This window comes from Acinetobacter sp. ME22 (genome assembly GCF_022012315.1).
In the GTDB taxonomy this organism is placed as follows: domain Bacteria; phylum Pseudomonadota; class Gammaproteobacteria; order Pseudomonadales; family Moraxellaceae; genus Acinetobacter; species Acinetobacter brisouii_A.
In genome coordinates this window covers 76,945-103,509 of record NZ_JAKLTL010000007.1, presented here as the reverse complement: position 1 = coordinate 103,509, position 26,565 = coordinate 76,945, and the positions used below count along the sequence as shown (strand labels likewise).

Sequence of the window (26,565 nt, the reverse complement as noted above, 5' to 3'; positions counted from 1 at the left end):
TATAGTAATGGATAAAAGATGAGCTATACCTGTTGAGTAAATATTGACATGGAGTAGTTGATTTTATAAAAAAATAAAGAATTAGGATCGCTGATAATCAAGAAAATTTTGACTAATTGCTATGCTTTGGAAAAAGTATAATGAAGGAAACTATGTATACCACTCGAGCAAAACGGACGGCAACGCCATCGTTGCAACTCGCAGCACTTGAAAGAACAATTGCTATCGCTGAGTTTTCTCCAGATGGTATTTTGCAATGGGCGAATAAAAACTACCTAGCGTTATTCCGCATTACAGAAGATGAAGCAATTGGTCGGATTCACCGTAGCTTTTGTCCTTTTTCATTTACTCAAAGCAAAGCCTATGAGGCATTTTGGGCATCTTTATGCCAAGGTATTCCTTATTCTGGTTTTGTAGAACGGATTCGTGGCGACAATTCTAGCTGCTGGCTCGAAGCAACCTATACTCCTGTTTTTGATCACGATGGTCATGTTGTTCAAATCTTAAAAATTGCCACCGATATTAGTGCTCGCTTACAGCATGAGAAAGAGCAACAGCGTTATTTAGACCATCTCTCTTTAGCTGCTGACATCAATGATACAGCAGTACTCATCACTGATAATTCATCTTCAATTGTCTATTGTAATAAAGGTTTCAACCGTATGTTTGGTTGGGAGCGTCATGAAATTATAGGCAAAAATCCATTGTCGTTATTTATTTATCAATGGAATAAAAGTGAACTGAATGAAAATAACACGATTATTTATGAGGAATTAGTGGTTGGCAAAACACGCCGCTACTGGGCAAAAATTATTAAAAAACCTGTGTTTGATCCAGATAATAACTGGAAATATACGATTATTACTTTTACCGATATTTCAATTACCAAATTACGGGAAACGTTACAGCATCAAGTTCTTGATGCAATGTCGAAAGAATTTCCCCTGTCAGAAATTCTCGATATTATTTGTAATGAAGTCGAGTTACTTGCACCAGAAATTACTGCATCCATTATTGAAGTCAATGCACAAGGTCAATTACATCCCCTCGCAGCCCCAAGCTTACCCGATGCTTATAGCGCCAGTCTGAATGGTATCCATATTGGCCCATATGTAGGCTCATGTGGAACAGCTGCATGGCGCAGTCGACCTGTCATTGTTGATGATATTGCGACGGATCCACTTTGGGATAATTATCGTGCAGCTATTTTACCTTTAGGCTACGTTGCATGTTGGTCTACCCCTATTTTTAACAATCAGCATCAAGTCGTAGGTACATTTGCTTTTTATTTTAAAAAAGCTCGCGATCTAGAACTTGAAAATCTTCATCAACAGATTATTGATGCTTGCAGCAATTTATGTTCACTCGCCTTTGAACGTGAGCATACCAAACAGCGTATCCGCCAATTGGCATTTTACGATGAATTGACAGGTTTACCGAACCGCAGTTTATTACTTGCAAAATCTGATCAGGTGATTAGTTCAAGTATTCGAAATGATGATCCTCTTGCGGTGCTGTATATTGATCTTGATCGTTTTAAAATGATCAATGACTCATACGGTCACTTTGTAGGAGATGAACTACTCTCTCAAATTGCAATTCGCCTGAAAAAGAATCTGCGTAGTGTAGATATTGTTGGACGATTATCAGGAGATGAATTTGCGATTATTCTTCCTGAATGTAGTCATCAACAAGCCCAGTTAATGATTGAGGAGTTACAAATTCATTTGGCAGAACCAATGAATATCAATAACTCTATTTTGACGATTAGTGCAAGTATCGGGGTTGCCATGTTTCCAATGGATGGACGTGACATCGAAACCTTATTACACCGTGCTGATATTGCCATGGATCAAGCTAAAAATAGTGGTCGTAGTCAATTCTGCTTCTTTAGCCATGAAATGAATGAATTGTTGCAAGGTCACTTAAAAATCGAAAATGATTTACGACATGCACTGTTTAATCATCAATTGCATTTACACTATCAACCCCAAATTGATTTAGTTACAGGTTCTTTATATGGTGTAGAAGCGCTAGCCCGTTGGACACATCCTGAATTTGGCGAAATTTCACCTGGGCGCTTTATTCCAATTGCAGAAGAATGTGGACTAATTACCGAATTTGGCTATTGGGTGATACAAGAATCCTGCCGACAACTTGCAGAATGGCGCACACAAGGCATTAATATTCCTTCTGTTTCAGTGAATTTGTCTCCAACTAGTTTTCATTGTGTTCGACTTCCAAGTACAATTCTAGATATTTTAAATTTACATCATTTAAAACCCCAAGAACTTACAATCGAACTTACCGAAAGTGTTCTCTTAGACAATCACCCTTGTACCATGAAAATTCTTCATGAAATTCATGCCTTAGGTGTACATTTATCTATGGATGATTTTGGAACAGGGTATTCGAGTTTGAGTTATCTTCGTCGCTTACCCATCTCAGAATTTAAACTCGATCGTAGTTTTGTGGCAGATTTAGAATATGATGAAGTTGCCCAAGCATTAAGTCGAGCTATTCTAAGTATTGGAAAAACGCTACAATTAACAATCGTTGCAGAAGGTGTGGAAACTGCTGAGCAACATCAAATCTTATATCAGCAAGGATATTCAGTTGCTCAAGGCTATTTATTTTCACGACCATTGCCTGCAAATGCACTCAAAGCTTGGCTAGATGAATGGAACATCTCTTGGCAAAATAGACAAATGAAAGATGTATAGGGAAATATACTCGTTTTGATGATCCATCCAACGACTATATTCAAAAATAGCAACAACAATCAGCTAAGAACAATTAAATCGCAGTTCGGTATTTGTGATTTCTTAGATATTGAGTAGTGGTGTGTATATGCCTTCTTCTGAACAAAGCGTATGGCGTAAAAACTTAACTCCTGCATCTTTTATTATCTTAGCAAGTGCTTGTTTTGTTATTGTTTCTATTGCTGTGTATTGGGGTATTTTTTTAAATACTCAACGCACTTTATATCAGCAAACCGAACAACAAGCATGGGTTCGGGTTCGCCAAATTTCAAATGCTGTCTCGGTACAAGTTCAGACTCTCTTTACTGGGCTGAATTACAGCATGATTGATATGAAAAACAGTTATGAGTTGCATGATGATGCAGCCTTTCAACGTGCGATTCATAATGTCATCAGTAATTATCCGCAAGGTTCAATTATTCAGATTTCAATTGCCGATGCGCAAGGTCAAATTATTTATTCCAACCTAAAAAAAGTCAAAACTGGCAAAGATGCGGTTTACATTAATGACCGAGAGCATTTTCAGGTTCACTTAAAACAAAAAATAGATCTGTATATCAGCAAGCCCGTCATGGGGAAAGTTTCTAAAAAGTGGACCATTCAGCTAACCAAACCCCTTTATCAACAAAATAAATTTATTGGAGTCATGGTTCTTTCTTTATCGCCTGATTATATCTCTAAATATTTTCAGAATATTTTTGATAATCCTGTGGATGTCATTTTACTGGCGCGTGAAGATGGTACTTATTTAGCACGCTCACAATATCAAGATAAAGTTTTAGGCAAATCCTTACCGAGTGAACGCTTATTTTTATTTAAACAAAACCCAGGCGGTGGAACATACGAAGCAAAAACAGGCCCAGATCAATTACAACGTATGTATGCTTGGAAGAAAATTGAAGGTTTCCCACTTATTCTAAGTTCTGGGATTGAGCGTGAACATACATTTTCAGCCTTAGAAAATGCTTATCATCGTAACTTTATTTATAACTTGATCGGCACAATTTTCTTATTGGTGATTGTACTGATTAGTGCATGGCTTGCTTTACAACGTCAGCGCAACCTTGCCATGCTGGTACAGCAAAAACGCCGTTTTATGTATTTGGCAGATGAAGTGCCTGGTGGCTTATTTCAGGTATGTATCCATGCTGATTTATCTATTTCACTGCCTTTTACCAATCCAAGTTTTTTTGAATTGCATAGCATTCAACCTTTCTCTGAGGAAAACTTTAAATTACGTTATTTGACCGCGTGTATTCATCCTGAAGATTTACATGAGCTACGTCAAACCATCAGTCATGCGGTATATCGTCATCAAGAGTGGGATGTCAAATACCGTGTCATTGATGCAGATCAATCCGTTCGTTGGTTGCGTAATCATGCCAAAGCCCAGCCTGAAGAAGATGGTAGTATTTTATGGCATGGTTATGTTCTCGATATTACTCAAGATGAATTGTTGCAAGAAACCTTAAGACAAAAAGAAGAACATTTACGACTCACATTTATGGCTGTCCAAGATGGTTTATGGCAATGGAACTATGTGACAGATGAATTACAGTGGGATAATCGCTGCTATGAAATGCTAGGCTATGCCAATAATGCGTTTAAACTGTCCTTTGAAGATTTTTTAAATCGTTTTCTACATCCACAAGATTACGATCTGATGATGCAGCAGCTTTCTGAACATTTAAAATATAATCATGAATTTCGCCTTGAGGCTCGTTTAAAAACTGCCCAAAATACATGGTTATGGGTTGAATTACGTGGCAAAGTCATCCAGCGAGATTATGCAGCATTACCAACTAAAATGTTAGGAACCTATACCGATATTCAGAAACGTGTAGAACATTCACATTTGGTCAAAGCGGTACTCGACCGTAGTAACTCCTTGATTATTGTCACCAGTTCAGAACATGATATTTTATATGCCAATGAACGTGCAGCTACTGTATTCAATCTGCCTTATGGTGAACAAAAGACGAAAATTACATTTCATCGCCTTCACCAAAATGACAATAGCGACCAAAAATTGGCTGAATTATTTCAGGCTGTACAGCAAACAGGTACTGTACGTGCCGAATGGCCGTTGTACATGCACAAAGGTCAAATGAATTGGTTTGATATACAAGGGGCTTTACTTGACCCTGAAAATCATTTAGGAAATGCCATTTGGACACTCAATGACGTCGATGCACGTCATCGTGCCGAATCTGGTCTAGTAAAAGCGCAACAACGTCTTGAAGCATTGGTCGAGCGTTTTCCTTCAGGAATTTTAGTGGTCGATGCAGGGATTGATGAAAAGCAACACACTGTTGCAGCCAATCAAATGTTGATTTCAACCTTAGGCTTCAATTTGTCTTTAAATGAGTTAATTGAACTTCCAACCTATGAACTTGAAAAATTACTCTATCAAGCGATTGGTTTTAACCTCAGCTTAATGTTGGACGAACCTGATGAAAACTTTAAGAAAACAATAATGTTGCCAGATGGTCGTTACTTAGAAATTGAAAATTTATCACTCATCCATTCACGGCAATTTCTTGGACAATGCTGGATCTTCCACGATATTACCCCTCAAAAAGAACGAGAATTTCAACTTGAAGCATTGGCTTCTACAGATGCTTTAACAGGTATTAGTAATCGTCGTGCATTCCTAAACCGCCTGCAAATTGAACTAGATGATATTCATAAAGGTCTAACACCTTGTTCAGCCTTAATTATGTTGGACATCGACCATTTTAAAGCCGTCAACGATACCTATGGACATGCAATTGGTGACTTGGTTTTAAAGCATCTTGTTAAAATTTTATCTGAGCATATGGGTAAAAATGACTTGCTAGGTCGTTTAGGTGGCGAAGAATTTGTGATTTTGCTGTCCAATACCAATGCGATTAAAGCATTTGAACGTGCCGAATTTTTTAGAGAAAGCATTATTTCCAACCCTGCAATTGTTGCCAATATTGGCATGATTTCTTTTGCTGTCAGTTTAGGCATTTATATGCTCAAACAACCTGATGATTCGATTGAAAATAGTTTAGAACGTGCCGATAGTGCATTATATTTCTCCAAAAGAAATGGTCGAAACCGTTCAACGTTATGGCAAGAAACCATGCCAAAAAATAAAAAAACATAGTTTAATGATTCTTTATATTTAAAATAAAAATAAATTTCTTGTGATTATTACTTAATAAAAGGCTTAAAATAATTATGCGATTAAATTAAATATTAAAAAGATGTGAGAATATTATGAAGAATTTCAAAACAGGTATTATTGATGCCAATATGCACTGGCTCCCTCAAGATTTATTTAGCAATGAAACACTCCTCGACCTGTTTTTAAATGCAACACCAAGAGAATATGGCATTCATACCCGTATTGAATCGATCACCAATGATCCTGAATTAAGACAAATCATTATTGAACAGCCTAAAGGTTATGAAGTTCTCAACTACGCCGAGAATCAATACACCTTTGAAGGTCGTATTGAAGATATGAATCAGGCAGGGATTGAGCGCGCCATTTTTCGTCTACCATGCTGGCAAGAATGGCTTTCTTTAGATGCTTGTAAGATGGTGAATGATGGTCTAGCAGAACATATTAGCAAAGCGCCTGAACGTTTCTCTGCCCTTGCTGTTGTTCCACCTTGGGGCAGTAAGGAAGCCATCAAAGAAGTAGAATACCGTTTAACACAACCTGGTTTTATTGGGGTTCAGCTTGCTGCACATTATGGACAATTATATTTGGATGCACCTGAGTTTAAAACTTTCTTTAAATTTTTAAATGATTTGCAAGTTCCTGTTGTTGTACATCACACGCCTTTACCTGCTGACTATGCTTCGATTGTGCCGTATACCAATCAACGTCGCCAATATGGTCGCTGTGTTGCACAAGCCACAGCCGTTGGACGAGAGTTATTTAGTGGTTTATTTGATGAGTTTCCAAATTTAACTCTGATTCACTCCATGTTGGGCGGTGCATTTTTTGCATTTACCGAAATGCTTTTCCCACCTAAACTGGCTGAATATCACGATGAAGTTGATCGTTTTACGGCTGAAACCAATCAGCGTTTACGTGAGCAACTTAAGAAAAATATTTTCTTTGATCTGTCTGGCGCACCGCAATGGGGGCAAGCCCAACTTGAATGCGCTGTTAAAGTGATCGGTGCTGAAAATATTTTATATGGTGGTTCTTATCCAATTCGTCGTGACTGGTTCTTAAAAGGTGCTGATTATATCAAACAGTTAAATATTTCATCTGAAGATAAGAATCTAATTTTAGGCGAAAATGCCAAACGTATTTTCAAACTTTAGACATATACGTCATTAATAAAGGTCATATATTCTTATATGACCTTTTTATATTCCAATTTAAAATAAAATATAAAACTCATAAATTATAATTTTAAAAGATTGACTTCTAAATCTTACATTTTAATTCATAAAAAAATGCTAGCCTTTTTGAGCATGTTTTTATATTCCGTAAATCAAGGTTTTTGATTTACCCTCTCTTATTTTAAGAAGGAGCTTCATGGCATGAGAAGGTCTTTTCGATACTTACTCTTTATTTTTTCAACGCTGTTTTGGTGTATGCATAGTGCTCATGCTGCCGATAGCAATACTTTAAAAAATATCATTATTCCAGCCCAATCAAGCTGTGAATCACTCAATGGACTGAATTTAAGCCAAATTGGCGGACAAGGCAGTCGCATCACTTCAACCAAAGAAGTCACCACCAACAATACCGAATATTGTGTTGCTGAAGGGCATTTAGCCCCTGAAATCAGCTTTAAAGTCATGCTACCGAAAACCACATGGACAGGACGCTATATGCAACTTGGCTGTGGTGGCTTATGTGGCAATATCAACATGATGGTCGGTGCAGCAGCAGGTTGTAATACCTACAATAACAATGGGTTTGTCGTTGCTGCAACCGACATGGGTCACCCTGCATCTGAGCAAGATTTTGGTAATGATGAGCAGAAGCGTAAAGATTTCGCCTTTCGTGCCCAACATTTACTGGCTGTTTCAGCAAAATACATTACTGAGCAATATTATAAGCAAAAGCCACAATGGTCGTATTTTAATGGCTGTTCAGATGGTGGACGTGAAGCTTTAATGGAAGCTCAGCGCTATCCAAATGACTTCAACGGTATTATTGCAGGCGCAGCAGCCATGAATTTTCAGGCACAAAACAGCCTGTATCATGCTTGGCAAGCCGTCAGTAATACGGATAAAAATGGCAAAGCCATCATTACAGCAAAAGACTTACCTCTTATTCATACTGCTGTCGTTGCAAAATGTGATGCACTGGATGGTCAAAAAGATGGCATCATTTCTGATCCACAAGCCTGTCACTTTGACCCGAGCGTGCTGCTCTGTAAAGCAGGACAAAAAGATGGTCAATGCTTAACTGCAAAACAGGTCACTACACTTAAAAAACTGTACGAAGGTCCAAAAGACCCAACGACTGGTGAAAAACTGATTGTTGCAGGCCCACAATATGGTTCAGAGTTGGCATGGGCGGGGGTATTCATTCCTCAGACAGCCGATCAGCAAGCGATGAGCCATATGATCGCTTTACAAGCATTGAAATACTTAAGTTTTGTCAAAAATCCTGATGCAAATTTTGATCTGAAAGATATGAAATTTGATGCGGCGACTTTTAAGAAACTCTCAGAATTGCATCCTTTATATGATGCGACTAATCCTGATTTATCAGCATTTAAAGCCGCTGGCGGTAAGTTAATTATCTGGCATGGTTGGGCAGATCCACACATTTCTCCACTGAACTCAATTGCCTATCACAACGCTGTTGGTCAAGCTCTAGGTGTAGACCGTCGCGATCAGTTTGAACGTTTGTACCTGTTACCTGGTGTTTATCACTGTAGTGGTGGTGAAGGAAATAGTTTGGTGGATTTCCTCACTCCAATGATCCAATGGGTTGAACAAGGCATCGCACCTCAAGCCATTACCACATACAAGGCAAATCCAGATGAGCACAACAGCTTTGGTCAGCCAACAGGTGTAGGCTCAGATAAAAAACGTGGTGATTTACCTGCATTAAAAGCGGGTGAAAAACCCAAAATGCGTATGATGGGTGGTGGAGATAAACTCAGTGCAAGTACTGTACCTGAAGGTGCAGCATCTCGTCCTGTTTATCCGTATCCATACTATGCGGCTTACAAAGGGACTGGTGATGTCAATCAGGCAAGTAGCTATGAACCTAAACGCTTATTGGTGGTAAAAGACCAGTACGAGTGGATGGGGAAAGACTTCTATAAGCCATATACTTTTATTCAATAAACTAGACCATCTACCTGTGACAAGATACGTTCGTGTCACAGGTTTTTTTATTGTTGTAAGAAATTGAAAGATTTATTTGCGAAGCTTTAGCTCGTGTGTCCCAAAGCAAAAACTCCTTGTTATATATGCTCAACATTCAAGTGAGCAACCAAAAAGTCGACCCATGCTTTCACTTTTAAACTGGCTTGCGCATGATAAACCGCAAATAAATCATAACTTGCCAAAGCATACTCATCTAAAGCTGTTTCAAGCTTGCCTGATTCTAGATCTTCAGCAATATCCCATTCCATTTGCAGTGTTGCGCCTTGCCCTGCTGCCGCCCACTCATACAAAACATGCCCGTCATTGGCACTGCGGTTACCCTGCACTTTAACGGTAAAAACTTCCTGTTGCTGCTGAAACTTCCAGTTATTCCGCTTCACATTAAAGTCATTTAAAAATAAACAGTTATGCTGAAGTAAATCTTGCGGATGCTCAGGCTTTCCATATTGTTGCCAATAACTTGGCGCAGCACAGACCATTCTGCGACCTTGTAACAACAAGCGTGCTTTCATCTGCGAATCAGTCAAAGGCCCTGTTCGCAGCGCCACATCGATATGTTGTTTTAACATATCTTCGACATGATCACTCAGCAATAGCTGAATTTCAATGTGTGGATTCACTTCAATAAACTGATCAATCAAATACGGTAAGCGCTTACGCCCCAAATGATTCGGTGCAGTCATACGGATTTCACCCATCAGCAGATTGCCTGAATTGAGGTGTGCCAGACTGTTATGCCAATCTTTTACGATACGCTGTGCATCACTGAGGAAATGCTGCCCCAATTCAGTCAGTACAATTTGTCGTGTCGTGCGATGAAATAGCGCCCCACCCACCTGCTTTTCAAGTTGCTGAATCGCCAGTGTGACGGTGGAAACTGACACTGCGGCAGAGCGAGCCACAGCAGAAAAGCTGCCCTTATCGACCGTCTGAATAAACATCTCAAGTGCGTTGAATGTATCCATTTTTCGAATTTTTAAAAAAATGATTTTTATTTTACGCACTTTATTCAATTTTTTAAAAAGATATCATGCTACATATGCGTTACAACTTTTGGAAATTGAATGTCAAAACAGAAAAAACCGTTACATGCCATCTCCCGACTTAATGTTTCTCAGTCACAGGCACATGCCTTGCTCGACCATGCTTTAGAGATTGCTGAAAAATTAAAATTTCAGGTGTCTGTTGCAGTTGTGGACTGGTCGGGTGATTTAGTAGCATTTTCTCGTGCCGATGCTGCAAGCAAAGTCAGCATTGATGTGGCAATGGGGAAAGCCAAAACTGCCGCGATGATTCAAAACTCATCCAAGTTATTTGAAGATTTTATCAACCAAGAACAGCAAAGCAGCATGCTTTCGATCGATTCGATTATGCCGTTACAAGGTGGCTTACCGATTTATCAAGATGGGCAAGTGATTGGTGCAATTGGTGTAAGCGGCTGTCCAGGTGGTCAATATGACGAGCAAGTGGCTGAACAGGCACTTGAAGCGTTGGCACTCGATTTAGCAGATTAAAGGAAAATAAAATGAGTTCATTAAAGCAACAAAAAGTTTTAATTTTAGGTGGTACATCAGGTTTTGGTTTAGCCGTTGCAAAACTGGCGATTGCTGAGCAAGCTCAAGTCAGCATTACAGGTCGTAATGCTGAAAAACTGCAACATGTTGTCACCGAGCTTCAAGCCCAAAGCACGCTTCCAGTTGCGGGTTATGTGTTTGATGCCTATCAAATAGGTGCTGCAACAATACTTGCCAATGAACTTGGACAATACGATCACATCATTTCAACGGTTGGTCACTTTATGGGCGGTGGCTTTTTAGAAGCCAGTTATGACAGCATCATACAAGCCGTAGCGGAAAAATTTAATGCCAATTTAGCCATTGCCCAAGCTTTCGCAGCGCATTTGAATGTTGGCGGTAGCTTCATTTTCACCGCGGGTTCAGGCGGCAAACTCTATAACGCATCGGGTGCAATTATTGGCAATCAAAACCTCAAAGCATTGGTTCAAGGTTTAGCAGTCGAACTTGCACCGCAAAAACGGGTTAATGCGGTATCGCCGACATGGACAGAAACCCCATTATGGCGTGAGTTTAGTGCAGAGCAAGTGGAACAGATGAAACAAGGTCAAGCCGCCAATATTCCATTGCAACGTACAGCAACCATTGATGAAGTGGCATCTGCCTATCTATTTCTCATGCAAAATGGCTTTATTACAGGTCAAACCATTGCGGTAGATGGCGGTGTCGATTTACGTTAATTGAGAGATTTTTTGAAATTGAACAATGATTAAAGCGAGGAAAATGGTTGTTTAATCTGCTTCCAAGACACAAAAAAGCCAGTCAATCTACGCTTTGACTGGCTTTTTGATTCAAGATCTTTAAAACTTTTCTATGCCAAATGCCAGTAAAAAGGTGGTCACTGCCGCATGCACCCATGCATCGATTTGCACATCAGAAGGTTGCGCTTGCGCATGGGTTAAGCATTCCATTTGCCCTTCACCACGCAACATATTCACAAATAATGAAGCTGAAGTTTCATAGCCAAATTGCTGCACGTTAATTTGCTGATCTTCAACGGCTTGCTCTAAGCGTTTGGCAATAATCTGTACAATGGTTTTTGGGCCTGACAAATAAAACTGGCGTGCCAACTGTGGAAAACGTGGCGCATCTGCAACAGTCACACGAAACAGAGATAAGCCTTCAGGTAACAAAATAAAGCGTAAATAAGCCGTTCCCAAATCAATCAATGCTTGGCGAATATCGCTCGAACGGGTATCAATCGCCCCGACAATCCGTTTCATTTCCTGACAACGATTCTCGATTACCGCAGCAAACATGCTTTCTTTGTTGGGAAAGCACAAATATAAGGTTGCCTTGGAAACCTTGGCTTCTTTTTGAATCATGTCCGTGGTTGCTGCACTAAAACCATGAGTTAAAAAAATACGACTTGCGGCTTCTAAGATCTGTAAAGATTTCTCGTTGTAATTTGACATGGTTCAGCAATTTCACTCCATTTAGAAAACTTGGTTGTATTCCAGAGTTTTCAAATAAATTTGCAGTGAATATAACAGAAAACAAAATTGACTTGTATATTTTTTGTTGCTAGAGTACCGTTCGGTACAGTTTAATTGGCAATCATTGTGATGCAGCAGAATAAACGACTCAGCAGCAGGTTAATTCATAAAGCCCCTTTCATCAGTACGGCGTTAATGGCGGTTTTAACCCTTTCAGGATGTGTGCATGAGTCTATTTTTGAAAAACCTCAAATACAGGTCAAATCCGACTCAGCATTTGCAGCGCAACGTCAGCGTATGCTTAAGCAACATCCTGAACTAACAGAATCAGCACTGCCAGAGCAATGGTGGCAATTGTTTAATGATCCGACACTCAGTGCCTTAGAACAGCAACTTGCCAAGAATAACCTCGATGTGCAAATTGCGTTGCTACGGATTCAAGAAAGTCAGGCGGCACTTGGTGAGGCTAAAGCGGCTCAGCAGCCTCAGCTCAGTTTCGATGCCAATTACAGTCGTAGCGCATTGAGTGAGAACATTCCCTTAGCCAAAATTGGTGCAAGCCATCATGGCTATAACTTATGGAGCATGGGACTTCAAGCCTCTTGGGAACTGGATTTGTGGGGCTATTTAAAACATTTGAACCATGCTGCGGAAGCCAATGTTCAAGCTAAAATTTATAATGAACAGCAAATTAAAGTGTCTTTAGCTGCTGAATTGGCTAAAAATTATTTATTGCTGCGTAGTGCTCAAACCCAACTGATCACTTTGCAAAATATGCAGCAGCTCGATCAGCAACTGGTACATATCTATCAGAACAAACAGAAAAATGGTGTAGCGACCCGTGCCGATGTGGCACAGGCGGAAACGCTTGCCACACAAACCCAGCAACAAGTTGAACTGCAAAAACAGCAAGTTGCGCTACTCAAAAACAGCGTTGCACTATTGCTTGGACAAGCACCGCAACAACTCGATGAATTTTTAGGTCAGCAAGTTTTACCGATCAATCCTCGCCAGATTCCAATTGGTTTATCTTCCGATTTTGTCAAAAATCGACCTGATATTTTACAAGCCGATGCTGAATTACGCGCTGCGTTAGAACATGTGCATGCAGCCAAAGCTGACTTTTACCCTCGTATCGGTTTAAGTGCGCAATTGGGTGAACAGGCATTTTCTTTATCTGAATTTGATAGCTGGGGTTCACGCACTTATGGGATTGGGCCAACGCTGCATTTGCCAATTTTTAATGGTGGTCAATTAAAAAGCACTTTGGCTTTAAACGAAGCCCGCGAAAAAATTGCAGCCGTGCAATATCAACAAACCGTACTGAAAGCATGGCATGAAGTCGACAATGCCTTGATTGACTATCAACATGTAGCCACTGAGTCCAAGCTGTTACAGCAACAACTCAAAGAAAATCAAACCACTGAACATGTTGCACTGCGTAATTTCCAGCAAGGCAGTTACGACCGTAGCCAAGTGATCGCTCTACAAAAGCAAAGTTTAAATACGCAACTGCAAATCATACAAAATCGCACTGCGTCTGCTTTAGCGATTGTGGAGTTGTATCGCGCTTTGGGTGGCGAAGGTGCAGAACAATGGTCAGCGCAAGTCTTACAGGAGAAGTCTTAAATGTCTGATCCAACCCCAACACCCGCTGCTCCACCGCAAGGAAAACATGCCCCGCCACCACCCACACCTTTTACAGCACGTTTAGCCGTTGGCTTATTGGGTATTTTACTTGCAGCAATGGTTGCGGGTTTAAATAACCGTGTTGCAGGTTTAGTTTTGCCCGATGTACAAGGCGCATTAGGTTTTAGTAGTGATGATGCCTCATGGCTCAGCACGGTATATTCCGCAGGTGAACTGGCAGCTATGCCCTTTGCAACATGGTTTGCGATTACTTTTTCCATGCGTCGTTTTCACGGAATTATGCTCACCCTTGCCTTATGCTTTGCCGCAATCATTCCGTTTATCCATAGCTTAGATTTGCTGTTGATTGTGCGTGGCTTGCAGGGGTTTTGTTCAGGCTCACTAATTCCTGTGTTGATGATGGCAGCCCTACGCTTCTTGCCACCAAACATTCGCCTACACGGTTTGGCACTGTACGCTCTGACCGCGACCTTTTCCCCAAACATTGCTTTGGCGATTGCCACATGGTCAGTAGATCACATGCAAGACTGGCGCTGGGCATACTGGCATGTGATTCCAATCGGGATTACTGCACTTATTCTTGCCAACTGGGGCATCCCCAAAATGCCTGTGGTCTTACCGCGTTTAAAAACAGGCAATTGGCTCGGTATGGCACTTGGTATTCCGGGTTTAGCTTTATTGGTGGTTGCGCTTGATCAAGGTGTTCGTCTGGACTGGTTTAACTCCAACATCATTCAAGCCAGCTTGCTTGCAGGTGGTGTTTTTACACTCCTGTTTTTAATCAGTGAATGGCGGCATCCTACGCCTTTTATTAAATTGCAGTTGCTTGAACGCCGCAATTTAGGCTTAGGCTTTTCCGCCTTCTTTTTATTGCTGATTTTAATGTCGAGTGCCGTGGTCTTACCGACTAATACCCTAATGCATTTACATAACTTCCGCCTTGAGCAACTCGCTGTATTTGGGGTGATGGTCGGTTTACCGCAACTGGTGCTCGGTTCAGTCGTTGCTATCTTACTCTATCAAAAATGGGTAGATGCACGCTTTCTGTTTGCGCTCGGCTTGTTGTGTATGGCAATTGCCTGCTGGATGAGCAGCTACATCACCTCAGACTGGATGATTCAGGAATTTATTCCGATTGAAATTTTACATGCAGTAGGTCAACCACTTGCCGTGGTCTCCATGCTGTTCCTTGCCACCAGTGTGGTTCAGCCGATGGAAGGGCCATTTGTTTCAGGGATTGTAAATACCTTAAGAGCACTCGGAACGGTATTTGGTAGTGGTGTGATTGGTCAGTTCCTTTCCTATCGTACCAAACTGCATAGTGAAGATCTGATTGATCAGGCTGCACTTCAAAACATTCCAGACCATGCCGTGACTCAATTGGCTAGCCAGATTTCAGAACAAGCTGCCGTACTGGCAACCGCAGATATTTATCGGGTGCTTGCCTGCCTTGCAGTCATCCTCATTCCCGTTGTGCTGTGTATGCAATACATTCCAGCACCCAAAGTTCCAGCACCACCCGCTCCAAAAGCAGATTAATGGTTTTATAGATTTTAGGATTTTCCCATGAATAAAGATTTACGCTTTAAAGTACTCATCGGTACAGTTGTCGTGGCGGTGCTGGTCATTTGCTACTTCTTACTGAACCGCTCCGAAGCCAACAAAACTGAGCAAAGCACCGATGATGCCTATATTAAGGCAGATGCGACTGAAGTTGCTCCACAAGTTTCAGGTGTGATTCAAAAAGTCAGTGTTGATGATAACCAGTTTGTCCATGTGGGCGATGCGCTGTTCCATATTGATGATCGTGACATTCAAGCTGAGCTGAAAAATGCCCAAGCCAATTTACAAGGCAAGGCTGCAGACATTCAAAAACTCAATGCTTTGATTAATCAACAGAAAAGTATGATTCAACAAGCCAAAGCCAGCCTTAAGATTGATCAGTCGAATCTAAAACTGGCACATCAAGACTTGCAACGTTATTCAAATCTTGCAGCCGATGGTTCAGGCACAGTACAGGCTCAGCAACAGGCTCAAGCCCAAGTCCAAAGCCAGCAAGGGCAGTATGAAAAGAACAACGCGGCTTTAAATACCACACAGCAAGAAATTCCAGTTTTACAAGCCGATTTGGCTAAAGCAAAAGCCGACTATGCTGCTGCCCAAGCCAACATTGATACATTGAACTTGAAATTGTCATATACCCAAGTCAATGCGCCAATTGAAGGATTTATTGATCAGAAAGTGGTTCGTGTCGGTGGTTATGCTCAAACTGGAACACCATTACTCACCATCGTTCCACTCAATTCAATTTATATTGAGGCGAATTTCCGTGAAACCCAGTTGACGCATATTTGCCAAGGTCAGACTGTTGATATTCGTGTCGATGCCTTGCCGAATGTACATTTGAAAGGAACTGTAGCGAGTCTAGGTGCTGCCAGTGGTGCGAGTATGTCAGCGATTGCACCGCATAATGCAACGGGTAACTTTACCAAAATCGTGCAGCGTTTACCGATTCGTATTCACCTCGATGCCAACCAGCCAGATTTGAAGAAATTACGTGTGGGTATGTCAGTTAAACCAACTGTACATATTAAAGGTTGTGCATAAGATTTTGGTTTTGCAGTGATTCTTCCATCCTCAAGAGAATCACTGCTTTTTTATTATTTTCGTTTAAGTCAAAGGGGCTTGTACTTTACGCAACGCCCCGACAATCAGTGCAAAAATGGGAATAACCGCCAAAATAAAGCTCATCAATGCACTTCCCCCTGTCAAAGTCATGAAATTCATCAAGATCATGACAAGACATCCTGCCAAAGCCAAACTCGCCACCACAGGTAAGATCTGAGTTTTCATCAGTTTGTTTTGGGTTAAAGATTTATTTTTTGAGAAAAATACATAAACCGCCACACTAGTCATCAGCATCAACATCACAATACCGACAGTTGAAATGCCTGCCATGTAACCAAACACTTGGGTCAAAGGATCAAGCTCACATAAGCAGCAAATCAAAAGGACGACAAATGCAGTGATCGTTTGCAACAAAGATGAAGTTGATGGTGAACCATGTTTATCATGCACTTTGCTCAGGCTTTTTGGCATATAACCTTTACATGCCAACACGTATTGATAACGTGCCAAGACATTATGAAAACTAAGCACACAAGCAAACAAACTACTAATCAGCAGCACTTGCATCAGGTCACGGGTAAACACACCTGTATATTGCTGTGCAATATCCAAAATCATGTTGCCTGTACCATGCAAAGTCTGATTGGCAACCGCAACTGTATGTGAAGGCCCAGCTCCCACCACCATTGCCCATGCAGATAAGGTATAAAACACCCCAATAATAATCACTGCCAAATAAGTCGCTTTAGGAATAGTTTTTTCAGGTTGTACCGATTCATCACGGAAAATGGCAGTAGATTCAAAGCCAATAAATCCTGTCAAAGCAAATAAAATCGCCAAACCCAAACCTGGCGAAAATGCAGTACTTGGCTCAAAAGACTGTAAGCTAATCCCTTCTGCACCACCATGCGAAATAATCGAGACATTCATCAACAAGACAATGCCAATTTCTAAAATAAGGGCAACACCCAAAATTTTAGAACTCAGCTCAATATGGCGGTAACCTAAAAAAGCCACCACGATGACGCTTAAAAATGAATACATCCACCACGGATGTGCAGCCCCACCATAGTGCACAACCAGATCATTGATAGCCCAGCCCATGTAACCATAGACCCCAGCCTGAATAGTGGTATAAGTAATTAATGCCGTATAAGCTGCCCCCATACCTAAACGATCGCCAAGCCCGAGATTTACATAAGAATAAAATGCTCCAGCCTCTTTGACATAGGGCGTCATATTGACAAAACCCACTGCAAAAATGAGTAGCACAATTGAAGCAATTAAAAAGCCAAAGGGTGCCCCCACACCATTTCCAACACCAATTGCTAGGGGCACATTGCCCCCAACAACCGTTAATGGTGCGGCAGCCGCAATCACCATAAAGACAATACTGCCGACACCTAAAGAACCTTGTAATTTATTTCTGGACTCAGTTTGCGCCATGGCAGGTGCAATCACTTGTGTTTCCATGTTTCATCCTCTTGCGATTGGCAATCATAAAGAGGATGTTGCAAAAATCATGCTAATTTGGCTAAGTCCATAAACAAGTCCTGACGTAAATCATGCAAATATGGGTTATTTTGCTGTGCTTTTTGTACCTGTTCTGCTGAAATTTGAGCAAATAACAGCGTTGCCTGAGTTTCGGAAGCCTGAGCGATCACCTCACCATTTGGTGCAGCTAAAGTCGTTAAACCCACATATTCAAAGGGTTGTTCATGCCCAATCTGATTGACATACGCCACATAGACTTGGTTTTCCCAAGCACGCGTTGCAATTAAATGTTTATTTACAAAACTAAAAGGCTGCATCTGCGCAGTCGCGACTGCAACCAGATGTGCGCCCGCTTGTGCGGCAGCACGCACCGTTTCAGGAAATTCCACGTCATAACAAATGAGCATGGCGATTTTGATATTGTGATAAGTCGTTATGACCACAGGCGTTTGCCCTGCGATAAACTGCTGACGATCAACATCTCCAAATAAATGCGTCTTATCATACACATTCAACAACTCACCTTGATCGCCAATAAAATAGGTGCTGTTAAAAATGCCCTGTTCAGTTTCTCGTGGCGCTCCCAAAATCAACGCCAATTGATGCGCTTTCGCAAGTTGTTGCACTTTCACTAGAGGCAACATTTCTGCCATATACTGCGTTTGTTCTTTTAACACATAGCCCGACAAAAACATTTCTGGGGTAATGAGTAAATCTGCACCTTGAGTTCTTGCTTGCTGCATCGCCTGATCAAGTTGGTGCAAATTTTCAGCATAATTAAGCGGAATGCTGGCAGCTTGTAGCATGGCTATCTTCATCTTCAGCGACCCAAAGTTATCTATCTGATTTCATTCAAGCAAATTTTATTCCACCCAGCCCTATTTATAAATAATTTGATACGCTTAAAATAGAATACTTAAACCATTCCCTATTTATATTTTCCACATAGGGAGAAATAAAAATAACTTATGAAAGAAGCCTAATATTTAAAAATCCACTATTCCTTCAATCAACACCACATTCAAATATTTTTAATTTAACCCAAGATAAATACAGATGAAATTAAGAATAATTCACATTAATAAAATCCTAAAAAACAGATTAAAAATAACTTTGACAGCATTATATTTAGCACTATAATTTAGTTTAAATATTCATCAACAATATTTAAACTGGAGACCAAATGAAAACCTCAACACAATTAGTAAATGATGCAAAATCTCAAATCAATGAAGTTTCAATTGAAGATTTAAAATCAAAAGCCAGCAATCCACATATTATTTTGATTGATATTCGTGAACCTGATGAATATCAGGCAGGTTATATTGACCATTCAGTGAATATGCCACGCGGGGTTTTAGAAATGCGAATTCATCAACACCCTGCTGTGTTACAGCACTGCGATACTTTACTGGCTTTAGACGCTTTGGCTGAACATGAAATTTACCTGATTTGTCGTTCGGGTGGACGCTCAGCGCTTGCCGCCGTTTCTCTACAAAATATGGGTTTTCCAAAAGTTTTTTCTGTGGCAGGTGGTATGCAAGCTTGGCAAGATGCCAATTTCCCTATGGTTCAATAATATTTGGAAATACTCATGAAATACACAGAACTCACGCATAATATTTCAAATAACATCAAAACAATTCGTCAAAATTCACCTGAAACCATGAAAAATTTCAATGCTTTAGCACAAAGCAGCATGAAAGAAGGTGTTATTGATGCAAAAACCAAAGAATTAATCGCGCTAGCCATTGGCGTTGCCAACCGTTGTGATGGATGCATTGGTTTTCATACCCGCAGCCTTGTCAAAATGGGCATGACTTTAGAAGAACTCAACGAAGTTCTGTCTGTTGTGGTGTATATGGGCGGTGGTCCTTCTCTCATGTATGCCGCAAATGCCATCGAAGCCTTTGAAGAATTTACGGAAAATCAATAAATAAACCAAAACAAATCACCTTATCGGTGATTTGTTTTTTTTGCTTCATGTTAAGTAATTGACCAATACATTTGGCGCTCGAATAAACAATCTGAGCAAAGACTGCGCTGCTTTCGATGGTTTCCGATGCCCCCGCTCCCAACTCTCTAATGTTCTCACCGATATACCCAAAATATTTGCCAATTCATTTTGCGATATTTTGCAACGCTTACGTGCAAAAACAATATCTTCAGGTTGAATATTGACTACATTTACCTTTGGATAATGAATATGACTTTGTGGTATTACTGACAACATAAAACACCCCTATTCTAAATATTAAATTCTATATAAAAATAAAAATGATCATTTAAAAGAAAGCCATCATTTTTATTTTTATATCACTTAAAATTAATTAATAGATAAACCAATTGTTCTATTAAAAATATACAATCAACACTTTTATTTAGACGACAAAAACACCTAAACAATAAGCTTCATTTATAAGTATTCATTTTTATTTAAACCTAATAAGTAAAAGTTTTTTGAATCATTATAAAAGACATTAAATATGCATCTCCCTGTAAGAAAAATAGATCTGTCATTGAATGTCAAAATTCACCTTGAATCATATCTACCACTGATCGTTCATTGAATTTCTTACAATAGATAACGCAAATTTGATGCCAGCTCGTTAAATTTATTTTTAATCATTAATTATCAATTATTTAAATAAAAAACATTAATCTATTATTTGATTTTAAGTTTCATTTTTATTTCAAAAATACAATTAATTTAAACAGCATGAAACATTTGAAACACCACAGGGTCTAATGAGGTGATATAGTCAATCTGCTTAATTTCTGATACAAAGATGAAACAATATTTGAAGAAGTTGATCAATAAAATCAATCAACCATTCTTTACGTTTGCATTTAACCCATGTCAATGTTTTTAATCGGATGAGATCAGGACTATAAGAGGGAAGCTAGAGGATTTGATGCCTATGCTGGATGAATAGGTATTTTTACGTGTCATTGATGAAATGTCATCTTGCCCATGATGATCATGCGATTGGCTGAGAGTTCTGGAATCAGAAATCGATTCATCCAAAAATGAAACACATCAGAACTTATCTTGCAACCAAATAAACTCTCTAGCAAATCATTGACCTTGGTGAATTGCTCCAATAGCATTGATTATTTAATAACCAATTGTAAAACCCTGAACAAGGTGAATTCGAGATAAAGTATTTTTCTCATCTGCTCCATGCGAATTTTGCTTCATCCCTTATCGTTGCAAGCCCACCTGAACTGTAAGATCGATCATTGATCCTTTTATAAAAAATTGAGCTGCCCTCGTCTGAGTCAATATTTAGAAACAATTCAAAACTCAAATGAAAAAGAAGCATCAATGACTATATACACAAAGTAATTACACCTATAGCATGTGATGATCTATTACACGTAATCATATGCTTATCATTTCAAAATCAATAGATTAAATTAAATCCAACTACATAATGATAATAATTATTAATTAGTAAAATAATGTATATTTTCTTCACAATAATAAAATTCACTTTTTAAAATTAAAATTCAAAAATGCATCGTCATCTTTCATATGATAAAAATCATATATTTAACTTTAACAAACACTCAATATTAAAAATATATTTCACTAAGATTATAAAAAGTAAGGAAAAACAACCATGTTGTATTTATGTAAATGCGCTTTTTTATCAGAAAAAATCTATTTTCTTTTTCTTAAAATTTCCTATTATAGGTATTAAGTAGTAGATCCAATGGAAAATGAGTCTACGAAAATAAAATCTTCAATTATAATAGTATAGAGACAATAAATATGGCTAAAGTATCATTAGAAGCACTCGGTGAAATTGATGGTTTCCATGCAGCAGCATTGGTCGATAGTGAAAGTGGTTTGGCATTATCAACTCTAGGCGGTGGAGATATTGATTTAGAACTGGCAGCAGCAGGAAATACCGAAGTAGTTCGCTCTAAACGACGCATTGCGAAAGCACTCAATCTCAATGATTTTATTGAGGATATTCTAATTACTCTCGGTAAGCAGTATCACCTCATCCGCCCACTGGACAAAAACCCAAACCTATTTATTTATTTGGTTTTAGACCGTGGTAAATCAAATCTTGCAATGGCACGCCATGAGCTTAAAAGTTTTGAAAAGGATTTAGATTTTTCATAAAATTTGTTTTATCTGGCAGTATTATTCTATTTATCCAATATAAATAGAATAATACCAGATCATAGTTTATGGAAAATAAGTACAGATATGAGAGTCCTATGATAAAAGAAAAAAATAGTATTCATATCGTCATTTCTGGGATTGGGCTAAAACTCACAAATGATTTAAAACTCATGTTACGTGAGATTATCCCAGAAGCATTTCCAATCAAATGGACGAATATTGCCGATTCTAATATTCATCTTTTAATCGTCAATTCTAATTTTTTAGATTTTGATGGAATTAAAAGATTATTAGATAAAAAAGACATGGCCTATCTAAAGATTGCAAAGGATGATCATTATGAGGGGCAGTTTATTGAAAACACCCTATATACTCCCTGTCATCAATCTGAAGAATTAAAAACATGGATGCAAAAATACGTCTTAAATTTTGTATCTATACCAGAGGGTCAAGCTATTCCTGAAGCAGTTTTTAATACACAAATTAATGCTGCAAAAGACTTGTTCTCTGATTATGTTGAGCATGTCGAACCTGCTCCACATGCTTTTAACCTTGCTCACCTACAACATCTTTATCAATATGGTGTAGGTAAAATCCATGTTTATGATGATCATGGGACACTTGCCATCGCTGATGTTGGACATAAATTTGCATGGCTTGATCCTGAACGTGAGGATGAACAAACCAATAAATCTTTTAATTATCACTTTGCGAAAACCACTGAACTTACAAAAGTTTCCCGCAAAAAACAATACAACCTAAATGACTGGCTTTGGAATTTGTTTTGGCGCTCACCTGAATGTATTGATCTAGCTCCGCTAACAGGCTGCTATAAAATTGATTTTTGGCCACAGCCTTGGCATAAAGCTGAGCGTAAAGATGCTTTAAGATTATCAGCATGTTTTATTCAAGGTGCTGACTTACATCTAGTTCATGAACAATTACATATTCCTGAAGCAACGATTCGTCGTTTTATTGCTGCCTGTATGGCTGCAAATAACGGACGTTTTATTACAGCGGCAGATTGTGGTTATCAAAAACCACAGGAAACTTTACTCACTCGTTCGCAGGATATCGCTGAAGAAGATACTGGTATTAAAAAAATCTTTGGAAAATTAAGAAAATACTTTGGACTATAAATTATGATCCTTCAAAAATATAAAATTGTTTTTGCAGGGAATATGGGAGCTGGTAAAACTGAAGCAATTCAATCTATCTCTGAAATTCCCGTTTTATCCACCGAAGCATTTAATACCGATGTATCTTCACATCAAAAAATGCTCACAACTGTTGGTATTGATTATGGTGAAATTACCATTGATCAAGATGTAAAAGTTGGCTTGTATGGTACGCCCGGTCAGTCTCGCTTTGATTTTATGTGGTCAATTATCTGTGATAATTCTTTAGGCATTATTTTATTAATTGATCATAGTCTGGAAAATTCAATCGAAGAACTTGACCATTATTTATCTGTATTTCAGAAACTCGGTCAAAATATCGTCATTGGAATTACTCATGTCGATGAAGAAAAAGACAAGCCAACTTATATTTATCGAGACTGGCTGAAAGAGCACCAATTCATTAATCCATTATTTTTTGTTGATGCACGCGAAAAAGAGGATATTTTATTACTTGTAGAATCGATTATTGCTAATGCTGAGGTCAATTTAGTGTCTTAATTCATCAAAAAAGGAGAACAATATGCTAGAACAACCTAAAAATCAAAGAATGGCTCCAGAAGAACTCATTAAAATTGCCAAAGCCGAAGCACAGGATATTTTAGTTAATACTCGTGGTGTAAACTTTATTATGATTTGTTCAACAGATGGATTTGCACTTGCAACATTAACTAAAAAGGAAAATTTTAATAATAGTAAAATCGCTGCGGTAAGTAGTTCAATTCTCGCCATGATTAGTGCATTTTTGCATGAGATTAATCTCACAGGTTGTCATAGTATTAATCTTGATGCTGAAAATGGAAAAGCAGTTCTCACATCTATTCTTGCACCCAATCACCCGATGCTATTTGTCACATTATGCAATAAAGATATTTTATTGGGTCAACTTTTATTTAGTTTAAAGTCTGCATCAAGTACGTTGATCGAAGCAGATAAGAAATATTCTAAACGCTAATTGCATTCATCAACTTGACTGTTTTACTGATTTTTTATTACACAATTTGGATAAGCTCTCACCTTTTAGATAGCAGCATGCTTAGATCCCTGTTCAATCCGTACAAGTACTTATTGAATGGAGGATGCTTGCATGACAGACTAAGAAAAATTTGTTTAAAAATGGATTGATTTTTTCCCTGAATATCAATTCTTTCATGATATTCGTCAAATACTTACCAAACATGAGTGATTCAATTTTAAAAAACTCTGGATTTATACTTGTTTGATTGAATAACAGTGCTTATGAGTCTATCAACAGATTGTACTAATATGAGCAACAATAGCGTATCTATCCTGAGATAATTTTTACAGAGCAATAGGTTGTTGTCTAATACAAAAAGACCTGCAAATATGCAGATCTTTCTTATATATTCATTATTTATGGTGTTGTTCGAATAAGTAATAAATCACTAAACCACAAAGAATCGACCAAAAAGCAGCGCCAATTCCCCATACACTCATACCACTTGCAGCAATCAAAAATACCACGAGCGGTGATAATGATTGAGCTGATTGGGAAAATGCTAACTGAAATGATGATGAAATTGCCGTTAGCAATGCCAAACCTGCCAAAGCAACAATCACAGCTTTAGGAAATGTGATAAATAAGTTTAAAAATGTTGTCGCAAAAATACCAAAAAGAATATAAATCACACCTGCCGAAACAGCAGCGATATAGCGTTTTTTAGGATCAGGATGTGCTTCATCTCCTGCAACAATTGCCGCAATCATTGAAGAAGGGTTGATATTATGACATCCAAAAAAAGAGGCAAATATAGAACCTATACCACATAAACTAACGACACGATTGACAGGAGGCGTATAGCCTGATGTTTTTAAAACAGCAAAACCAGGCAAATACTGTCCTGTTAATGCCAATATCGTAAGAGGCAATGAAATATTCAGAATACTCTGTAAGCTAAAAGTTGGCATTGTCCATATAGGGATTGCAAGTTCAATTTTTAGATTTTCAAAATGGGTTTGCCCCAATAAGAAACAAACAATAATTCCGATAGCAAATACCACAGCAACTGCCCAACGGGGTGAAAATCGTCTGACGATAAAATAGCTTATCACCATAATACCGACTAAAATGGCATTTTCTTTGGCAGCATGAATCAAACCAAAGCCAAATGAAACCAAAATTCCTGCATTTAATGACGAGGCTAAAGACAATGGAATAAATCGAATAATCTTCTCTAATAAACCCAACCAACCAACGATACTAATAATTAAATTTGAAACAATAAAAGCTCCAATAGCATCCGAAAATCTCACACCATTTAATGCAAGAATTAAGAATGCTATACCTGGTGTTGACCATGCTGTAATGATCGGAATACGATAGTATAGGCTGGCAATAATCGTCGTGATTCCTGCCATAATTGAATATGACCATAACCATGAAATAATATGAGCATGTGATAAATGTGAATTTTCAGCCACTTGAAAAACTAACACAGTAGGGCCAGCATAGCCGACAATTACAGCAATAAATCCTGACAAGATAGCTTGCCATGAAAAATCGAGTTTAAATTGTCTAAATGATTTCAATATGATCTGATTATTCATGATCATCACATTTTCCTTTACTCGGGTTTAAATTTTATTCAAAATTTATAATGATATTTTTATAGATAAAATATTTATAAAATAATTTTATAATTTAATAGGTATGTAGATGCCAAATCATTTTTATATAGAACTTCTTAAATTTGATCAAAAAATTAACACAATTTTTTATTTTTTGCAATCAGTAAAATTGATTAGCCATTAGATAAATGGCTGACTATTATAAAAAATTTATACTTCACAACAACCAAAAAGTATTAAGAATCTAATTTTTTAACCATCCACAAACTTAAATCTCTAACCTTCAATAATAAATATCCAGAAATTGCACCTATAATACAACCTAAAAATAGACCATAAAGATAAATTTTTATATTTCCAAAATAAATCATAGCGACAGGAATAACTGTTAATATTGCACCTAATATTGTACTAATCAGAATAATATTTCGCCTAGACTTCACTTCATGAAAAACATATAAATTCATGATTAATGTATAAATAACAGATTGGACGCCAGAAAAAATTAAAGAAATCGACACAGAACACATGAGCATATTCTTGATAAATGACTTAAATATATACTTTAACTCAAGCGAATCAGAAGACCTTAAAAAATCTAAAATAAACAATATAAATGACGTAAAAAAATTTGGAATCAAAACGCCAAAAATAATACACAAAAAAGAAATTTTCACTACTCTTCCCTAAATAATTTTTTTAAAAATGAAGTTTGGTATTGATTATGATTTCAACTTATATATTTGAATAGTTTTTACACATTCAATA

At 38.3% G+C, this 26,565-nt stretch carries 22 protein-coding genes; 15 read left to right on the top strand and 7 right to left on the bottom strand.

Annotated features, from left to right (window positions below; translation table 11 throughout):
- Nucleotides 1–140: 140 nt before the first annotated feature.
- From LVY74_RS11290 to LVY74_RS11275, 4 genes are all read left to right on the top strand, one after another.
- On the top strand, nt 141–2,723 hold the full coding sequence (locus tag LVY74_RS11290; protein ID WP_237815143.1) for a bifunctional diguanylate cyclase/phosphodiesterase: 2,583 nt from the start codon (nt 141–143) through the stop codon (nt 2,721–2,723).
- 127 nt (nt 2,724–2,850) lie between these two features.
- Nucleotides 2,851–5,895 (top strand): diguanylate cyclase, encoded by a 3,045-nt coding sequence (locus LVY74_RS11285; RefSeq protein WP_237815142.1) that lies wholly within the window; start codon nt 2,851–2,853, stop codon nt 5,893–5,895.
- 113 nt (nt 5,896–6,008) lie between these two features.
- Nucleotides 6,009–7,073 (top strand): amidohydrolase family protein, encoded by a 1,065-nt coding sequence (locus tag LVY74_RS11280; RefSeq protein ID WP_237815141.1) that lies wholly within the window; start codon nt 6,009–6,011, stop codon nt 7,071–7,073.
- 222 nt (nt 7,074–7,295) lie between these two features.
- Nucleotides 7,296–9,065 carry a tannase/feruloyl esterase family alpha/beta hydrolase gene (locus LVY74_RS11275; RefSeq protein WP_237815140.1) on the top strand — a complete coding sequence of 590 codons (1,770 nt, stop codon included), beginning with the start codon at nt 7,296–7,298 and terminating at the stop codon, nt 9,063–9,065.
- 119 nt (nt 9,066–9,184) lie between these two features.
- Here the strand turns inward: LVY74_RS11275 and LVY74_RS11270 are convergent, their stop codons facing one another.
- On the bottom strand, nt 9,185–10,072 hold the full coding sequence (locus LVY74_RS11270; protein ID WP_237815139.1) for a LysR family transcriptional regulator: 888 nt from the start codon (nt 10,070–10,072) through the stop codon (nt 9,185–9,187).
- Nucleotides 10,073–10,171: 99 nt separating this feature from the next.
- Here LVY74_RS11270 and LVY74_RS11265 point away from each other — a divergent pair, with 99 nt between their 5' ends.
- Nucleotides 10,172–10,621 carry a GlcG/HbpS family heme-binding protein gene (locus LVY74_RS11265; RefSeq protein WP_237815138.1) on the top strand — a complete coding sequence of 150 codons (450 nt, stop codon included), beginning with the start codon at nt 10,172–10,174 and terminating at the stop codon, nt 10,619–10,621.
- An 11-nt stretch (nt 10,622–10,632) separates the two neighbouring features.
- Nucleotides 10,633–11,361 carry an SDR family oxidoreductase gene (locus LVY74_RS11260; protein ID WP_237815137.1) on the top strand — a complete coding sequence of 243 codons (729 nt, stop codon included), beginning with the start codon at nt 10,633–10,635 and terminating at the stop codon, nt 11,359–11,361.
- A 120-nt stretch (nt 11,362–11,481) separates the two neighbouring features.
- Here LVY74_RS11260 and LVY74_RS11255 read toward each other — a convergent pair whose 3' ends face one another.
- Nucleotides 11,482–12,096 (bottom strand): TetR/AcrR family transcriptional regulator, encoded by a 615-nt coding sequence (locus LVY74_RS11255; protein WP_237815136.1) that lies wholly within the window; start codon nt 12,094–12,096, stop codon nt 11,482–11,484.
- A 150-nt stretch (nt 12,097–12,246) separates the two neighbouring features.
- On the opposite strand from LVY74_RS11255, the gene LVY74_RS11250 reads away from it, so the two are divergent.
- The 3 genes from LVY74_RS11250 to LVY74_RS11240 are packed head-to-tail and all read left to right on the top strand — an operon-like array spanning nt 12,247 to nt 16,374.
- Nucleotides 12,247–13,746 carry an efflux transporter outer membrane subunit gene (locus LVY74_RS11250; protein WP_237815135.1) on the top strand — a complete coding sequence of 500 codons (1,500 nt, stop codon included), beginning with the start codon at nt 12,247–12,249 and terminating at the stop codon, nt 13,744–13,746.
- Nucleotides 13,747–15,306 carry an MFS transporter gene (locus LVY74_RS11245; RefSeq protein ID WP_237815134.1) on the top strand — a complete coding sequence of 520 codons (1,560 nt, stop codon included), beginning with the start codon at nt 13,747–13,749 and terminating at the stop codon, nt 15,304–15,306.
- Between the two features lie 27 nt (nt 15,307–15,333).
- The gene (locus LVY74_RS11240; RefSeq protein ID WP_237815133.1) at nt 15,334–16,374 is read left to right on the top strand and encodes an HlyD family secretion protein; all 1,041 of its coding nucleotides are present in this window, start codon (nt 15,334–15,336) and stop codon (nt 16,372–16,374) included.
- A 63-nt stretch (nt 16,375–16,437) separates the two neighbouring features.
- Here the strand turns inward: LVY74_RS11240 and LVY74_RS11235 are convergent, their stop codons facing one another.
- Nucleotides 16,438–17,868: an APC family permease gene (locus LVY74_RS11235; protein ID WP_237815132.1), complete on the bottom strand. Its 1,431-nt coding sequence runs from the start codon at nt 17,866–17,868 to the stop codon at nt 16,438–16,440.
- Between the two features lie 47 nt (nt 17,869–17,915).
- A complete protein-coding gene (locus LVY74_RS11230; RefSeq protein ID WP_237815131.1) occupies nt 17,916–18,707 on the bottom strand; it encodes a carbon-nitrogen hydrolase family protein in 792 nt (263 codons plus the stop codon).
- A gap of 365 nt (nt 18,708–19,072) precedes the next feature.
- On the opposite strand from LVY74_RS11230, the gene LVY74_RS11225 reads away from it, so the two are divergent.
- Together LVY74_RS11225 and LVY74_RS11220 are read left to right on the top strand one after the other, a co-directional pair.
- Nucleotides 19,073–19,468 carry a rhodanese-like domain-containing protein gene (locus LVY74_RS11225; protein WP_237815130.1) on the top strand — a complete coding sequence of 132 codons (396 nt, stop codon included), beginning with the start codon at nt 19,073–19,075 and terminating at the stop codon, nt 19,466–19,468.
- A gap of 15 nt (nt 19,469–19,483) precedes the next feature.
- Nucleotides 19,484–19,825: a carboxymuconolactone decarboxylase family protein gene (locus LVY74_RS11220; RefSeq protein WP_237815129.1), complete on the top strand. Its 342-nt coding sequence runs from the start codon at nt 19,484–19,486 to the stop codon at nt 19,823–19,825.
- Between the two features lie 45 nt (nt 19,826–19,870).
- Here LVY74_RS11220 and LVY74_RS11215 read toward each other — a convergent pair whose 3' ends face one another.
- Nucleotides 19,871–20,122, bottom strand: a complete 252-nt coding sequence (locus LVY74_RS11215) for a helix-turn-helix domain-containing protein (RefSeq protein WP_237815128.1) — start codon at nt 20,120–20,122, stop codon at nt 19,871–19,873.
- Nucleotides 20,123–21,667: 1,545 nt separating this feature from the next.
- Here LVY74_RS11215 and LVY74_RS11210 point away from each other — a divergent pair.
- The 4 genes from LVY74_RS11210 to LVY74_RS11195 all read left to right on the top strand — a co-directional run bounded on the left by LVY74_RS11210 (nt 21,668) and on the right by LVY74_RS11195 (nt 24,163).
- Nucleotides 21,668–22,027, top strand: a complete 360-nt coding sequence (locus tag LVY74_RS11210) for a roadblock/LC7 domain-containing protein (protein ID WP_237815127.1) — start codon at nt 21,668–21,670, stop codon at nt 22,025–22,027.
- Nucleotides 22,028–22,125: 98 nt separating this feature from the next.
- Complete coding sequence (locus LVY74_RS11205; protein WP_237815126.1) at nt 22,126–23,169, top strand: hypothetical protein; 1,044 nt, start codon at nt 22,126–22,128, stop codon at nt 23,167–23,169.
- 3 nt (nt 23,170–23,172) lie between these two features.
- Complete coding sequence (locus tag LVY74_RS11200; RefSeq protein WP_237815125.1) at nt 23,173–23,709, top strand: GTP-binding protein; 537 nt, start codon at nt 23,173–23,175, stop codon at nt 23,707–23,709.
- A gap of 22 nt (nt 23,710–23,731) precedes the next feature.
- Nucleotides 23,732–24,163: a roadblock/LC7 domain-containing protein gene (locus LVY74_RS11195; protein ID WP_237815124.1), complete on the top strand. Its 432-nt coding sequence runs from the start codon at nt 23,732–23,734 to the stop codon at nt 24,161–24,163.
- Between the two features lie 416 nt (nt 24,164–24,579).
- Here LVY74_RS11195 and LVY74_RS11190 read toward each other — a convergent pair whose 3' ends face one another.
- Together LVY74_RS11190 and LVY74_RS11185 are read right to left on the bottom strand one after the other, a co-directional pair.
- Nucleotides 24,580–25,776 carry a benzoate/H(+) symporter BenE family transporter gene (locus LVY74_RS11190; RefSeq protein ID WP_237815123.1) on the bottom strand — a complete coding sequence of 399 codons (1,197 nt, stop codon included), beginning with the start codon at nt 25,774–25,776 and terminating at the stop codon, nt 24,580–24,582.
- Nucleotides 25,777–26,033: 257 nt separating this feature from the next.
- On the bottom strand, nt 26,034–26,318 hold the full coding sequence (locus tag LVY74_RS11185) for a hypothetical protein (RefSeq protein WP_237815122.1): 285 nt from the start codon (nt 26,316–26,318) through the stop codon (nt 26,034–26,036).
- Nucleotides 26,319–26,565: the final 247 nt, after the last annotated feature.